Annotated in this window: 12 protein-coding genes, 1 pseudogene and 1 CRISPR repeat array; of the genes and pseudogenes, 3 read left to right on the top strand and 10 right to left on the bottom strand. The window is 62.4% G+C overall.

Going from position 1 to position 13,585, the window contains the following annotated elements; translation table 11 throughout:
* Nucleotides 1-256 precede the first annotated feature (256 nt).
* Nucleotides 257-2,683: a TonB-dependent receptor gene (locus ACE5C1_RS09185; RefSeq protein ID WP_374943767.1), complete on the top strand. Its 2,427-nt coding sequence runs from the start codon at nucleotides 257-259 to the stop codon at nucleotides 2,681-2,683.
* 64 nt (nucleotides 2,684-2,747) lie between these two features.
* Entirely contained in the window at nucleotides 2,748-3,707 is a 960-nt protein-coding gene (locus ACE5C1_RS09180; protein ID WP_374943766.1) for an alpha/beta hydrolase, read from the top strand.
* A gap of 16 nt (nucleotides 3,708-3,723) precedes the next feature.
* Here the strand turns inward: ACE5C1_RS09180 and ACE5C1_RS09175 are convergent, their stop codons facing one another.
* Entirely contained in the window at nucleotides 3,724-4,938 is a 1,215-nt protein-coding gene (locus ACE5C1_RS09175) for an MFS transporter (RefSeq protein ID WP_374943765.1), read from the bottom strand.
* A 129-nt stretch (nucleotides 4,939-5,067) separates the two neighbouring features.
* Between ACE5C1_RS09175 and ACE5C1_RS09170 the strand changes: the two genes are divergently transcribed.
* A complete protein-coding gene (locus tag ACE5C1_RS09170) occupies nucleotides 5,068-5,589 on the top strand; it encodes a nuclear transport factor 2 family protein (RefSeq protein ID WP_374943764.1) in 522 nt (173 codons plus the stop codon).
* A 53-nt stretch (nucleotides 5,590-5,642) separates the two neighbouring features.
* On the opposite strand, the gene ACE5C1_RS09165 is transcribed toward ACE5C1_RS09170, so the two are convergent.
* The 9 genes and pseudogenes from ACE5C1_RS09165 to ACE5C1_RS09125 all read right to left on the bottom strand — a co-directional run.
* Nucleotides 5,643-5,771 (bottom strand): hypothetical protein, encoded by a 129-nt coding sequence (locus ACE5C1_RS09165; protein WP_374943763.1) that lies wholly within the window; start codon nucleotides 5,769-5,771, stop codon nucleotides 5,643-5,645.
* Between the two features lie 46 nt (nucleotides 5,772-5,817).
* Nucleotides 5,818-6,111 (bottom strand): hypothetical protein, encoded by a 294-nt coding sequence (locus tag ACE5C1_RS09160; RefSeq protein WP_374943762.1) that lies wholly within the window; start codon nucleotides 6,109-6,111, stop codon nucleotides 5,818-5,820.
* Between the two features lie 42 nt (nucleotides 6,112-6,153).
* Nucleotides 6,154-7,029, bottom strand: a complete 876-nt coding sequence (locus ACE5C1_RS09155) for an IS1 family transposase (protein WP_374943761.1) — start codon at nucleotides 7,027-7,029, stop codon at nucleotides 6,154-6,156.
* Between the two features lie 39 nt (nucleotides 7,030-7,068).
* On the bottom strand, nucleotides 7,069-7,614 hold the full coding sequence (locus ACE5C1_RS09150; RefSeq protein ID WP_374943760.1) for a hypothetical protein: 546 nt from the start codon (nucleotides 7,612-7,614) through the stop codon (nucleotides 7,069-7,071).
* A gap of 69 nt (nucleotides 7,615-7,683) precedes the next feature.
* Nucleotides 7,684-8,019 (bottom strand): hypothetical protein, encoded by a 336-nt coding sequence (locus ACE5C1_RS09145; RefSeq protein WP_374943759.1) that lies wholly within the window; start codon nucleotides 8,017-8,019, stop codon nucleotides 7,684-7,686.
* A 419-nt stretch (nucleotides 8,020-8,438) separates the two neighbouring features.
* Nucleotides 8,439-8,951 (bottom strand): hypothetical protein, encoded by a 513-nt coding sequence (locus ACE5C1_RS09140; protein WP_374943758.1) that lies wholly within the window; start codon nucleotides 8,949-8,951, stop codon nucleotides 8,439-8,441.
* An 11-nt stretch (nucleotides 8,952-8,962) separates the two neighbouring features.
* Nucleotides 8,963-10,234 (bottom strand): acyl-CoA dehydrogenase family protein, encoded by a 1,272-nt coding sequence (locus tag ACE5C1_RS09135; RefSeq protein WP_374943757.1) that lies wholly within the window; start codon nucleotides 10,232-10,234, stop codon nucleotides 8,963-8,965.
* Nucleotides 10,235-10,258: 24 nt separating this feature from the next.
* The gene (locus ACE5C1_RS09130; protein WP_374943756.1) at nucleotides 10,259-12,556 is read right to left on the bottom strand and encodes a CocE/NonD family hydrolase; all 2,298 of its coding nucleotides are present in this window, start codon (nucleotides 12,554-12,556) and stop codon (nucleotides 10,259-10,261) included.
* Nucleotides 12,557-12,925: 369 nt separating this feature from the next.
* A CRISPR array of direct repeats spans nucleotides 12,926-13,422; the repeat unit is 36 nt; unit sequence GTTGCCGTTGGACCGCGATCTCTGAGCGGCTATGGT.
* A 39-nt stretch (nucleotides 13,423-13,461) separates the two neighbouring features.
* Nucleotides 13,462-13,585: pseudogene (locus tag ACE5C1_RS09125) on the bottom strand (IS5/IS1182 family transposase); the annotation flags it as partial.

Below are 13,585 nucleotides of genomic sequence, written 5' to 3'. Positions count from 1 at the left end.
GTAACTCTCAATTCTAAAAGTCGCTAGGTGACCAAAGCAGTCTGGAAACGGAACGGTTCGGCCGGGTGATGTGAAGGCGCAGTCCAGTCATCGAGCGACGCCGGCTACTGCGGTCGAGGTGCGGAGAGCCTGTGCGGCAATGACCGGGTCACCCGGCGTACGCCCACGCGCCACCGCATCGCAAGAACGAGAATGGTCCGCATGACAGGACCACGAAAACGCCTTTTTACGAACAATGACCCATAGGAGGGGATGCATGCGTACGACCGAGACAGGTGCGAATCGTTCACCGCGGCGCTTGCGGGCGGCATCGGGCTATCGGATCGCGCACGCCTCCACGCTGGCATTGGCGATCGGCTTTGCCACGCCTGCGTTCGCTCAGATTTCGGAAGGGCCTGCCGCGAACGCGCAGGCGCCCAACGGCCAGCCTGCGGATCAGGCCGATACCCCCGCACAAAACGCGATCCCTGCCAGCGACGATCAACTCGGCGATGTCGTGGTGACCGCGCGCCGCGTCGCGGAGCGGCTGCAGGACATTCCGGCCAGCGTCGCCGCCGTCACCGGCGATCAGGTTACCCGGATGAACTCGCTCGCCGACATTCAGTCCATGGTTTCGGGCGTGACCTTCCGGGCGATCGGCCCGATCCCGGCCGTCGGCATCCGCGGCTATGGCAATCGCCCGACGGCGGGCTTTTCCTCGAACACCACGGTCGGCATTTTCCAGGACGGCGTGTTTATCGCCCCGACGCTGGTGACGCAGATAAATCGGGTCGATTCGGGCCGTGTCGAGGTCGCCAAAGGCCCGCAGAGCATCCTTTACGGCCGCTCCTCGTTCACCGGCGCGATCAACATCGTGTCCAACGATCCAAGCAAGGATTTCTCCGGCTACGTCGACGCCGGCTATGGTGGCAGTTCCGTCTATGGCGAGGATCTCTGGCATGTGCGCGGGGCGGTGTCGGTGCCGCTCACCAATACGCTGGCTATCCGCGTCTTCGGCTTACGCGAAAAGCGCGACGGCTTCTCCTACGATCCCGTCACGAATTTCCGCGGGCTCGGCTACGATCGCAAGATCGGCCGCGTGCGGCTGCTCTGGGAGCCGAGCGACTCCGTCGCCATTCGCCTCACCGGCACGATCATCCGCGACAACAATCCGCAAGGGACCGTCCATTCGGGGCGGAACAACGCGCCGCTCGGCGCCCTGCCGCTGTTTGCGAACCCGACGAGTGCCGCTTCCCGAAATTCGCTTGTGTTCGGCAAGGACGTCTGGACCGGCACCTTCGCCACGCCCAACTCGAACAGGACGCGCGGCGAGCAGGTCACGCTGGACGCGCGGTTCCAGACCCCGATCGGCGAGCTCGCGTCGCTTACCGATTATCAGAAAAGCAAATCGGAGCTGCTTCTTTCGCTAGACCTCACCCGGCTGGGCTTTGCCCGCGGCGACACGCCGTATAATGAACGGCGCTTCTCGCAGGAACTCCGGCTATCCAATACCGACGGTCCTGTGAGTTACCTTCTGGGTGCCTATCTGCTGCACGTTACGTCCAATCAGAGTGGCGGCAAGATCCCCGATCTGACGACGCCGTTCGCGGCTTTCGGTCCCGGCGCGCTGCTCTACGATTTGCGCGGCATCCGCGCTATTTTTCAGCCGTCCTACACGAAAAACGAGGCCTATGCGTTTTTCGGCCAGGCCGGCTACGATTTCACCGACAAGCTTAACCTGACGGTGGGCTTGCGTCGCGGCCGCGACGAGATTTCCGGGACGACGGGCACCTTCTTCGGGCTTCTGTCGGGCGCGCTGATCCCGGCGACACCGACCACCTATCGTCGCGTCGCCTTCGACTCGACGACGGGCAGCGCCAATCTGAGCTACAAGGTCGCGCCGGACGTGATCGCCTACGCCAGCTTTGCGCGCGGCGATTCGCCAGCCGGCCTCAATGCCGGCGGCGCGGCGCTCATCACCTATGGCCAGCAGAAGGTCGATGCCTATGAGCTCGGATTGAAGTCGCAGCTGCTCAACCGGCACCTGCAACTGAACGTCGCCGTATTCGACAACGAGTACAAGAACCTGCAGATCGCGCAGAACATCTTCATCAACGGCGCGCTGACCACGTTGATCCAGAACGCGGGTGCTGCGCGGGGACGTGGCGTCGATCTGGATGCGGTCGGCGTCCTGTCGAGCAACTTTCGCGTCGGTGTGCAATACACCTATGTCGATTCAAAGCTGACGCGGTACACGGTGCCCGCGGCGCCCGCGCCGCAGGTTGATTTCACCGGTATTCCGTTGGTCCGCTCGCCCAAGCATACGCTCAACGGGTCGATCACCTACACGCAGCCGATCGGACCGGGCAGGTTCCAGTTCACCGCCGAAGAAAGCTACCAATCGAGCTACACCAACGATTACCAGGGATCCCCGGCCGGCTTCGCTTACCCAGGAATTCCCGGCCAGCTGGCGGCAGGGACCACCACGAGCCAGGTGCTGGCCCTGTTCCGGACGCCGGGCTATGCGGTCACCAATCTCAACGCCAGCTACACGTTCGGGCCTTGGGAACTGAGCGGTTTCGTCCGCAACGTGTTCAACAAGCAATATATCGGCAGCGTCGTGGCGTTCGACACCGTCACTTACCCCAACGAGTCTCCGGGCGAGCCGAGGACGTTCGAGGCTTCGCTGAAGTTCAGCTTCTAATCCGGCAGGTACGGGCGCCCCGACGGGCGCCCGTACCTTGTACTCGACTGTGCGCCGGATAATCATGAACCTGGATGTGCTGCCCCTCGACGCGGGGGAACTCCGGCCGCTGGTCCCGCAGCTGTTGGCGGTGACCGAAGCCGGGCCGCTGACCCGCGAAGCGCTGGCCACCATGCGGGCGACCGTTCCCGCCTTTCTGCCGCGACCCGCAGCGACGCCACCGTGGCGCTGGCGCGCGGTTCCGGGAAGCGATGGCGCGCCCGATGTACGGGTGATCGTCGTCGACCCGGGCGTCACGAACGGGGCGCTACGCCCGGCTATTCTCCATCTGCATGGCGGGGGGTTCGTTGCGGGAAGCGCGGAAGCCAGCCTCTGGCGTACGCAGGAGCTCGCGCGCGAGCTCGACTGCCTCGTGGTGTCGGTGGAGTACAGGCTGGCGCCCGAGACTCCATACCCCGGCGCACTCCAGGACAGTTACGCCGCGTTGAACTGGCTGTTCCGATCCGCGGACGAACTCGCCGTAGACCGTGATCGCATCGCGGTCGTGGGCGAGAGCGCGGGCGGCGGGCATGTGGCGTCCCTGGTGGTCGCCGCCCGCGATTCGGGCGATTTGCCCGTTCGATATCAGGCGCTGATCTATCCCATGCTGGACGACCGGACGGGCAGCACCGTGCGCAAGCCGGCGCATATGGGCGCGGTGCTGTGGAACGAGCAACGCAACCGGTTCGGCTGGAGCTGCCTGCTCGGGCATCCTGCGGGGTCGATCGAGGCTGCCGCAGGTGCCGTGCCGGCGCGAATGTTGGACCTCAGCGGGCTGCCGCCGACCTGGATCGGGGTGGGATCGATCGATCTGTTCCTCGACGAGGACATCGAATATGCCCGGCGGCTCGCCGACGCAGGGGTGCCGGTTCGATTGACCGTCGTTCCCGGTGCCTTCCACGTCTTCGACGCCTTCGGGCAGCTACAGATCGCGCAGCATTTCCGCGCGGACCTGATCGCATCGCTGCGCGAGGCGCTGAGGTGAGCGTCGGCGCGCGGCGTCAGCCGTTCGCGTCGGCGCTACCCTCAGCGCCTTCGGCGGACATTCGGGCGAACCAGAGCAAGCCTAACGCCATGATCGGAAGCAGCGGAAACAGCATCAGCCCCAGGTCATAAGACCCTGTCCGGTCATAGATGGACGCCATGACGAGCGGTCCGAGCACCGCACCGATCAAGGTGATGGCAAAGCAGGTGCCGAAGATCCGTGCGTAGGCCACGCGGCCGAACCGGCGCGCGATGACGAAGCCCAGAAAGTCGATCTCGGCTCCTTGTACCAGCCCCAGGAGGAAGGCGGCGGCAAGCGCCCACCGGGCATCGCCAAGGAGCAGGAGCAGTCCTATCGCCTGGCCGCCGAAGAAGATTGCCGCAACGACGAGCGCGGGCAAACGATCGAGCATGACCCCCGTGACCAGCCGGCCGAACAGCGAGCCCGCGGACCCGATCGCGACAACCGAAGCGATCCGGCTCGCAGTCGCGCCGCGATCGGAGAGCAGGGCAGGCAGGTTGAAGTTGGTTCCGACCACGGCCAGGATCACGAGCAGCGAAGACACCGCGAAAAGCCAGAAGTCTCGGGTGCGCAGCGCCTCCGCCAGCGAGTGGCCATCCTGGGCGACATCGATCGCACGGTCACGGCGTTCGTCCTCGGGAATTGGCCCGGGATTGTCGCGGACAAGCACAACCAAATTCGCCAGACCGACGACCAGCGCGGTGGCGCCGGCGATCTGGAAGGCGGATCGCCAGCCGTACCGGGCGATGCTGTCGGTGAGAAGGTAGGAGAAGCCGCCGACACCGACCGCGATGCCGGTGGAGGTTATCGCCAGGGCAAGCCCCAGGCGCTTGTCGAACCAGCGCTGCGCCAGCCCCATGAACGCCGGGTAACTCGCCAGATTGCCCGTGATGACGGCGAGCGCGATCAAGGCGAAGAAGCCGCCATAGCTATGCGCAAGCGACAGCGCCGCGTAGCTCGCGCAGCCGAGCGTGGTGCCGACCGCGGCGACCCGGCGCGCCCCGAACCGGTCCACCAGATAACCGGCGAGCGGCAGGATGAGCGCGTTGACCAGCGCCGCCCCGGACAGGATCACCGAGAAGGCGGTCCGCGACCAGCCGAACTCCGCCGTCACCGGCTTCACGAACAGGCCCATCGGCTGAAGAAGCAGGGCAGGGGTCGCCACGCCCATGCCGATGAAGCACCCCAAGAGTACGGACCAGCGCTTCACCCGGTTTGCTCCCCTCGACTCCGGTTACTCGCCCAGCAGGGCATGGCACCAGATTGACGCTACTCTCATAGTGATATATCTCTCAATTCAGCAACAAGAAACGGCAACGATCAGATAAGGAGAGCAATCATGGTCGAGCACGACAAGGCAGCGATCATCGAGGTCTTGAACCTGTACGCGTTCGCACTCGACTCCCATCAATGGGAGCTGTTCGACCGCGTCTTTACCGAGGACATCCGCGCGGAATTCGGTCCGGCCGGAGCGGTCTGGTCGGGTCTCGACAACTTCAAGCGCTCGTTCGACGAGTTCCACGACACGCTCGACAATCAACAGCATTCGATGTCGGGTCACCTGGTGCACGTCGATGGCGACACCGCCAACGCCTTTCACTACGGCAGCTGGCTGCTGGTGCGCGACGGCGCGGAGGGCGGCTCGTGGTGGCTGGGTTCGGGCTGGTACGACGATGTCCTCGTCCGCACCGAGGGTGGATGGCGCATCCGTGATCGCATCGCCAAGCTGGTGCACTGGACGGGCAATCCGTACGTCCCGGTGCCGGTCCCGGAGCATCACCCGGACATGGAGACGAACGCGTTGGCCGAGGCGGTCGCGGCGGGTCGGATCCGGTACTTCGAGGCGATCAAGGGCAAGTAGGCCGGGCATCCTCTCCCTGTTCGTCGAAGCGGCGGGCGGGGAGAGGACCTCTGCTAGGCGGTAGCCTGTTCCTTTCCGCCTCGTTCCGCCGCGATCAACCCGGAATATTTCGACAGCGATCCTTCGCTGGGGATATGCAGGCTGTCGTGCATCGTGTTGAAGAATTTCCACATCGCCACCACGCAACCGAGTTCGACGATCGGTAGTGTCTCAGTTTGAATTTAGGTGCTAGAACTGCCGCTCAGGTATGCCCGTGTAGTTGCCGGGCTTACAGGTTCCCTTGCTGGTCATTGCGAACCCGTCAGCGAGGAAGACGCTGACGTAAACACCAGTTAGGCGGTTTACCTGAAAAAAGTGGCCGTTATCGCCGCCAGAGAATGTGATGAGAGTCTCGTCAGCTTTCTGCACCTTTGCGACGTTGGCGCAGGAGTCGACGCACCATCGCATCGCGGTGAGGTCGACTTGATAAGTCCCCGAGTCCTGCTTCGGGTCGTCGGGAAGGTTGGCCGACAAGGTATTCATCAGTCCGGTGCATACCAGCGCGAATGTTGCACTAGGCATCACTTACTTCCCCCGCTTCTTGTACGGTCCACGCTTTGCAGGAGTGGGCGCGTCGGCGTCAATACGCGCCAGCACGTCCTCTAGCGACCAAAGCCGGTCCGTCACGCCAGCGGCCATAGCAGGCGACATGCGCAGCGTCTTATGAATGCGGCAGAAATTGTAGAACACGAAGTAGAGCGACAGCGCGTGAACGTGATTGTCAAACTTCTTTGAGAAGGCATTCGTCAGACGGGTGAACCGGCGCATCGACATGCGCATGGTGAGGTTCTGGCGCTCGACATAGCTTGTCGAGACGTGGGCGATATCTGGGTTGCCCTCACGACGAATTTTCTTGATGCCGGTGCATTCCGCAGGGCTGTAGCGGCCCGGTGCGCCGATCGTGGAGCCGTACAGCTTGACGAGCTGCGCATAGTCCACGTCGGCACCGAACGCGCCTTCTACGGCCTCTAGGTAGGCCCGGTGCCCATCCGTCGTGAGCTGGACGCGGTTAGCAAGCCGGGTGCGCAGATCGTCCATGATCATCATGGCGCTCTCCCCCGAACGATCACCAACAAAGTAGCTGACAATCAGCTTCGTATCGGCGTCGATCGCGGTCCAGGTCCACACGTCGCCAGCGCCCTCAGGCGCGGCCTTCGCGGTCGCCACGTTCTTTTCCTTGGCGTGGCAGAACGACCAAATCTCGTCGCACTGGATGCGGCTCGCCTTCACGTTGCGCACCGTCTCGTCGTGAAGCGCGAGGCAGGCTTCCCCGGCCTGCTCTAGCAGCTTCGTGACGGTGTTGATCGACACGTCCGCAACCCGGCTGATCGACCGCATGGACGATCCCTCGCACAGCATGGCGAGGATTTGGACGCGCTTCGAGAGGGGCAGCTTGTTCATGCCCCATATTCATACTGAACTTTTTGAACTATGCAAGCATCAATGCATAAGGCTTTTAAAGAGCATGAAAAGGGACTCGACACTCAATTTGTCGTTGTTCTTCAAGTATCTACAGACATCGTGCAAATACTTGAACGTGTACTCCTTCTTTGTCTGCTCGTACTGAGAGCAATAACCGAATGCTAAAAAGAATGCCATCATCTCGTTATGGTATTCGGCATAAAACTCAGCAAATCCAAACTCCGACTCTGCATCACTGTAATTAACTCCAATTGGAGTAATTAGAGTATCCACAGACGCGAGATCAGGATTGAACTTCAAATTTACAATCGGCTTGGACTTGTAAAGAGCGTGCAACAAAGCACCCGCGCGTTTGTGATGGTCCGGATCAGCAGATTTCAAAAGTACGCCAAACGTCTCTAGGTCCAGCATATATGTGCTATATGCTAAAGCCAATCGAGCATCATCAACGTCAAAAGTGCATTCAATCAACTCACCGAGCGAGCTCGGAGCTTGAGAATAAAACTCTCGGATACATGTTGTGAATTCGCCCTCGTCTTGGAAGAGCTGAAAAACGTGCTTCAATGCGTCCTCTCCATACGGGCACAAAAAAGCCCCCCACCAGCGGTGAGGGGCTTCTTTGGCTTATCGGGCTTACTTAGAAAAGCGCTTCTTCAGCAGCTCGTAACCCGAGAAGGTTTCTTCAAAGCCTCGAACAGGCTCCTTTAGGCTGTTGTTGGAGTACATGCGGACGGCCTCGTGGCCGTCAGCCCCGGTTCCTTTCGTCGTCTGCATATTATTCATATCACCCACCGTCTCTCTGTGTGACCAGCGAGCCTTTGCAGCCTTGCTGGCGATGTCTGCCCTTACGTTTGGCGCGAGCTTGGCGGCCCTCGCGTCACCTCCGGCGGTTTTACCTCCTGCCCGTCCGGAAATCCGAATATCGTCCTCAATCTCGCCCGTAGCGATCCGTCCGACATGTACAGCCAAGCCGATAGAGTCGGCTGGTCGCTTCTGTCCTTGCGGACCCGTAGGCATGACTCTAACTTCCCTCACTCTGGCGCAGAACTATTGACAAACCGGAAATTGGCCGATCCGCCTTTGTTCTATCTACCGATTATTACTTATATAGAGAGGCGTGCAACGCCCGCGCAACCCACCGGTCCCATTTTATGCGACGAGTGGTGCGTTTTTTGCGACGAGACTGCCGCTTAACGCTTGCTCTTCACGAAGATTCGTCTAAGGGCGCCGCCGCCCATGCGTGGGGAACGCAGCGTTGTCAAGCAGCCGATTCAACTTTTAGTTGACAGCCCTTCTAAGTTGATTCGGCTGAACTCGTTCTGAATATGTTCTAAGAACAGCGCATCGGCTTCAACCGCAAGATCGCGCACTAAATTCAAACTGAGACACTACCCGACGATCTGTGCGGGTGACAGGACGCTTTTCATGCGATCAAGGAGCGCAGCGTCGACCGCACCCGGATCCTGCGACGCGACGCGCGCGTATTCGAAACAGACCCGCTCGACATCGTCCTTCCCCTCGTCGAACCCGGAGATCAGCGCCAGCAGGTCGTCGTCGCCGAGACCCCAGTCGACACCTTTCGTGCTCTGCGCCACGTTGCACTGATGCGATGTGCAATAGACACAGCCGTTGGTCGAGCTGCAGATAACGCCGAGCTTGTTCTTGAGAGCGACATCCAGGTTCGAACGCTCGGTCAGCACGATCGTATGATAGAAGGCGTGTATCATCCTGGCGATGTCGGGACGGTGCAGGTAGGTTCGCGCAGCGTTGGGAACGACGCCCAACATCGCGGTCGTCTCACGCAGAACCGTCAGGCCTTCCTCGTCGAGGCTGCTCTCGTCGACATAGGGGACGGCGGGTTCTACCTCGTCGACGAACACGGGTGGGGGAAAGGATGTCACGTCGCTTCTCCTTACGCAGCCTGCTTGACCGGGGTGGGTGCGAACCGGTCCAGCGTGGTGATCCCGGCGAAATTGTGCGGCTGGATGCCAGCCATCAGCCTTCCGTAATTCTCCGACAGCGCCTCCAGGTTCAGCGCGCCGTGCAGGGTGATGACGCGTGCGTCGCGCCACGCGCGCTGGATCGGCTCGCTCTCCATGATCGCGGTCGAGCCGGAGTTCCGTTGGAGCAGCTCGATCGCCTCGGCGCACCATTTGGCCACATAGGCTGTCTCAACGAGCACCCGGGCGCTGAACTTCTGCATATACTCCGGATCGGCCGGGGTGCCGGCGGCCGTGAGCTCGCCGAGCCGGTCCGTCTCTTCGGCATTGGCGCGCGCCATCAGCGTGGCCGACTGGATCCTGGAATGGACTTCCGCAAGCATCAGGTGCGTGAGTGGCGCTTCGATCTGGTTCTTGTACGTCGTGCCGCGGATCGGGCGACCCGCAGACCGGTCCAGGAACCGTTCCAGCGCGCCTTGCGCGAGGCCGATCGACATGCCGCCCATCAGGCTGAACGCCCAGCCGAGCGAAGGCACCTTCCAGAGCGGTCCCTTCAGACCGGAATCGAGCTTCGCGCCGGTCACGTCACGGAAATCGACGACGCGGTAATCCGGAACGAACAGCTCGTCCTCCGCGAGCATCATCGACACGCTGCCCGTCGCCTTCATGCCCGCGACCTGCCAGTCGTCGATAAAGCGCAACTGGTCGCGCGCGACCTGTACGCCGACCAGATACTTGCCCGCGCCCTCATCCGCGATGCAGCCGAGATTGGTATACGGTGCCCAAAGCGCATCGCTACCGAACGTCCAGGGTCCGCCGGTGACGATCCAGCCATCCTCGACGCGCTTCACCCGGCCTTTCGATGCCGGGAAATGGCTGGATCCGGCGACCCGCGGCCCGACCCACTTGGGGGCGTAGACCTCTTCGGTTACCCGGGCGCCCATGCCGACGGGGATCCAGTTCGTCGAGGCATCGACCCACACGGTCCATGCGCACGAGCCGTCCCATTTGGCGACCTCGATGATGACGTCGAGCTGCTGGCGCACGGAGAGCTCGTCGCCGCCGAACTCGGCCGGATTCGCGATGTTGAACGCGCCCGCGGCGTCCAGGTCGGCGATGGTCTGGTCCGAGTGGCGCCCGGCGCGCTCGTTTTCGAGCGCGCGGTCGCGCAACGTGGGGCCGAGCGCGCGAAGGTTGTCGAGCACCGCCGCCAATTTCGCGGACTTGTCTTGGACACTAGCCATGGGAATCTCCTGTATCATTCGCGCTCAGCGCGCCGGTACGATCGGCAGCTGGATGAAGCTGGGATGGTCGGGGCCGGTGTAGAGCGTGTTGGTCGCCCCGACGTGATAGCTCTCGTCATAGGCGCGGACGGGGACGCCCGCAGGCGAGTAGGGCTGGATATCGACGCGAAGCCGGCAGCCCTTGCGGATCAGCGCGCTGCTCGGGTTCAGCCCCAGCTCGACCGCGACGATCTCGCCGTCTTGTAGAGGCGCGCAGTCCACCTCGCGATGCGTGTGGACCGGCCAGTATTCGGTCGACCTTGCCTTATCGAGCTTGCGGCGCGACACCTTCAGCAGCCCGTGCCCGACGGGATGGGGATGCACGGGGTCGATCGGGTGGACCATCGTCTCGTAGCGGATTTCCCGATCCTGCTCGTCGATGATGCGCAACGACGCGAACACATCCATGTCGCTGCTCGTGGACGACACCCACAAGCCGACCTTCATGTAGCCGGCGAGCACCATATCCTCGGACACGGGATCGCTGACGAACGACACGCCCGTCGACCAGCGCGGGGTTCCATCGAGCGAACCCGTTGGCACGATCGTCGGAGTGCCCACATCGAGATGGGCGTCGTAGCTGACGCTGCTTTCCGCACTCGGCACGTTCTCGGTGATCCGCATGAGGTCGTCGCGGCGCGTATCGCCTTTCCAGCCCGAGGACGTGGCGTCGAGATACCAGCGGCGATAGGTGGTATCCGGCAGGGGCCAGTCGCTGTCTTCGATAACGAAGCGCGCGCCGTTGCCCGTCCTGACCTGGACGCGAACCGGCGCGTCGTCGGTCACGCCATTGTCGATGCCTTTGAGCCAATGGTCGAACCAGCGCATGTGGTCGGCCATGGTCGCGCCCTTGTACGAGTCCGGGAACCAGGCATCGACGAAGTCGAACCGTTTCGCCTTTGCCCCGGTCGACCGGACGAAGGTCTCGCTGCTGCCGAGCTGGTGGATGATCGCGCCGGTCTGCGGCCCCACGATCCAGACAGGCGCGATCGCTTTCTCGATCTCGGGAATCATGAAGATGGAACCGCGAGGGCCATAGGCGGCCGGATCGTTGAACGGGGTCGCGAGAACGCGGGCCATCCAGTCGGTCTCCCGGCGCTCGCCGCAGAAATTGTTGCCCGACCACGCCTTCCACCACCAGTTCCAGAAGCCCGCGCCGAAGATGCCGCCGCCGTAGAGCGCCTCGTTATAGATGTCGGCGTCGGTGCCCTGCGCGATCATCGCCTTCAGGTGCGGCGGCTGCAGGCTCGCGACATTGTGCTGCGTCATTGCCAGGTAGGACATGCCCCACAGGCCGACGCTGCCGTTGGACCAGCGCTGCGTTCCCGCCCATTCGATCGCGTCGTAATAGTCCTCTGCTTCCTGGACGCTGAAGGGCGCCTGGACCCCGGGGCTCTTGCAGACGCCGCGCGCGTCGACGCGGATGCAGACATAGCCGTTCGGCACCCAGACCGATGCGTCGACCGTCTCGTGGTTCTCGTACTGGAGACCGTCCGGGTTGCCCGAGAAGAACCGATCCTCCAGCATCTCCTTGTGCAGCGCCTCTTCCTCGCTGCAGATGCATTCATGGTAAAATGCCTTGCCGTAGAACCCGTTGGCCATGACCACCGGATACTGTCCGTCGTCGGCCGGGCGGAACACGTCGGCGTAGACGAACGACCCATCGCGTAGAGGCACCTCGACGTCGGTCATCTTGACGATGCCGCGGATGTTGCGACGCAGCTCGTTGCGCGCAGCCGCCGCGCTGCGCAATCGCCGGGGCGTGTTGGCGGCGAAGACGCCCGGGGTGGCGTTCAGGTCGGCCAGAAGAGCGGTGACGGTCGGATCGCGATCGAAGCTGCCCGAGCCCGGCACATTGTCGAGCGCATCGGCCGCGTCGAGACCATCGGCAGCGCGCTGCGCGAAGTTGAGGACAATCGGCCCGATGACATCGTGCACGGCCGGCGCGATCGTGATGCCGTCCTCGACGACGCCGTCCCGATCCAATGCCTGCACCAGGCGGGCCAGATTGGTCACGAGCGGATCGTGAAGCTTGTCGATGTCGCCGGCCACGCGATTGACCAGCTGCGCCAAATTCACGCGCGATGCGCCCGCCGCGGTACCCAGCACAAGGCCGCCGACAAGAAAGGTGACTGCCTCGCCCTCCCGGTACTGGAACCCCCCATATTCGTTGGTGATGCCCGCCAGCGTCGGCGTTTGATATTTCAGGCCGCGGATCGGGCCCGCGAGCACGCCCGTGACGATTTCATCCGCTTTCTCGATCACGCCGTCGTCTTGCATCATGATCTCACCGAAACCGACAAGGCATTTCGACCTCCTGAAGATGCGGTGAGCCGCGTGCGCAAGGACGACCGAAGACATTGCTTCGAGGCAAGCGGATTTGCCTGGCCGCTTCGCTGCCGATCCTGCTCCCGCATCTGCTCTCGATCTTTATATGGACGATCCTCCATGCGAGTTAGCCGGTCGCAGGTTCCGGGTCAATGCAAAACTCACCCAGTCACCAGGTGATATAATATCTGTCTTGGCTGTGGCGGTCGTTGGGTCGCATGCCTGCTTTCCTGTTGCGATCTCCGGAGTGTGAAGCGGTATAGAAATCGCATTCTTCGGACCACAGTGGAACGCCGATCTCAGCGGGAATCCGCCAGTCGAGAATGTGCCGTTGGACCGCGATCTCTGAGCGGCTATGGTGAACCTGTCCACACTTCGGCGTCTACACGGGTTGCCGTTGGACCGCGATCTCTGAGCGGCTATGGTATTTCGACTACAACATCCGGGCGTTCCGCTGTTGCCGTTGGACCGCGATCTCTGAGCGGCTATGGTCGTACAAGGCGGGAACGACGGTCAACGTCCGTTGCCGTTGGACCGCGATCTCTGAGCGGCTATGGTTTCATCAACCCTCGCCCCGCTTCGCCAGCGGTTGCCGTTGGACCGCGATCTCTGAGCGGCTATGGTCGCGTTCGCCGCGGCCATCGCGCGCGGGCGGTTGCCGTTGGACCGCGATCTCTGAGCGGCTATGGTGCTGTTGGCCGTCTCTGCCCACGGTGTTGCGTTGCCGTTGGACCGCGATCTCTGAGCGGCTATGGTGACGCGGTGCTCGACCAAGTCGGCTTCGCGTTGCCGTTGGACCGCGATCTCTGAGCGGCTATGGTCTGTGGGATTACGGATATCACCCTAGGCTGCGTCTGCATTTAACGTAGCCAGATCATGGCGCAGGCGAGATGGACGAAGCCCATGAAGGCGGGGAGCGTCTTTTCGCATCGCAAGGCGATGCGTCTGAAGCGCTTGAGCTTGTTGAAGAAGCACTCGACCTGG

Source organism: Sphingomonas sp., assembly GCF_964263785.1.
In the GTDB taxonomy this organism is placed as follows: Bacteria; Pseudomonadota; Alphaproteobacteria; order Sphingomonadales; family Sphingomonadaceae; genus Sphingomonas.
Note: the sequence above shows the minus strand (reverse complement) of the source record. Positions and strands in the feature narration are given on the sequence as shown.